Here is a 274-nt window from a genome sequence, read left to right as displayed (position 1 = left end):
AGCTGTAGCTGATCCGGAACTGCTTGTGTTCCTTCGCCCCGATCGTAGGCACCAGGTTCAGTGGCCGTTGATAACGACGGTTGTACGAAAAACTCGTCCCCGGCTCCAGCCCTGTCACATAGCCCTGCCCTTGGGTATCGGTGTTCTTCCACAGGGAAAACACCGGCAGTGTCTGCGTATTGAAACCCACCGAAACCCCCAGGCTGCCGGCCTTGTTATGCAACACCGTCAAGGTATCGCCCTTGGCATCGGCATACGGCACCACGTTGTAGAC

At 57.3% G+C, this 274-nt stretch carries 1 protein-coding gene; it reads right to left on the bottom strand.

What is annotated here, in order from left to right:
* Positions 1 to 274, bottom strand: a 274-nt coding sequence (locus AAEY88_RS13525) for a DUF4432 family protein (protein WP_350563219.1), incomplete at both ends; no start/stop codon positions are given.

The organism is Psychrobacter sp. CAL346-MNA-CIBAN-0220 (assembly GCF_040309805.1).
In the GTDB taxonomy this organism is placed as follows: Bacteria; Pseudomonadota; Gammaproteobacteria; order Pseudomonadales; family Moraxellaceae; genus Psychrobacter.
The sequence above is the reverse complement of the archived record's forward strand: the minus strand, read 5'-3'. Positions and strand labels throughout refer to the sequence as shown.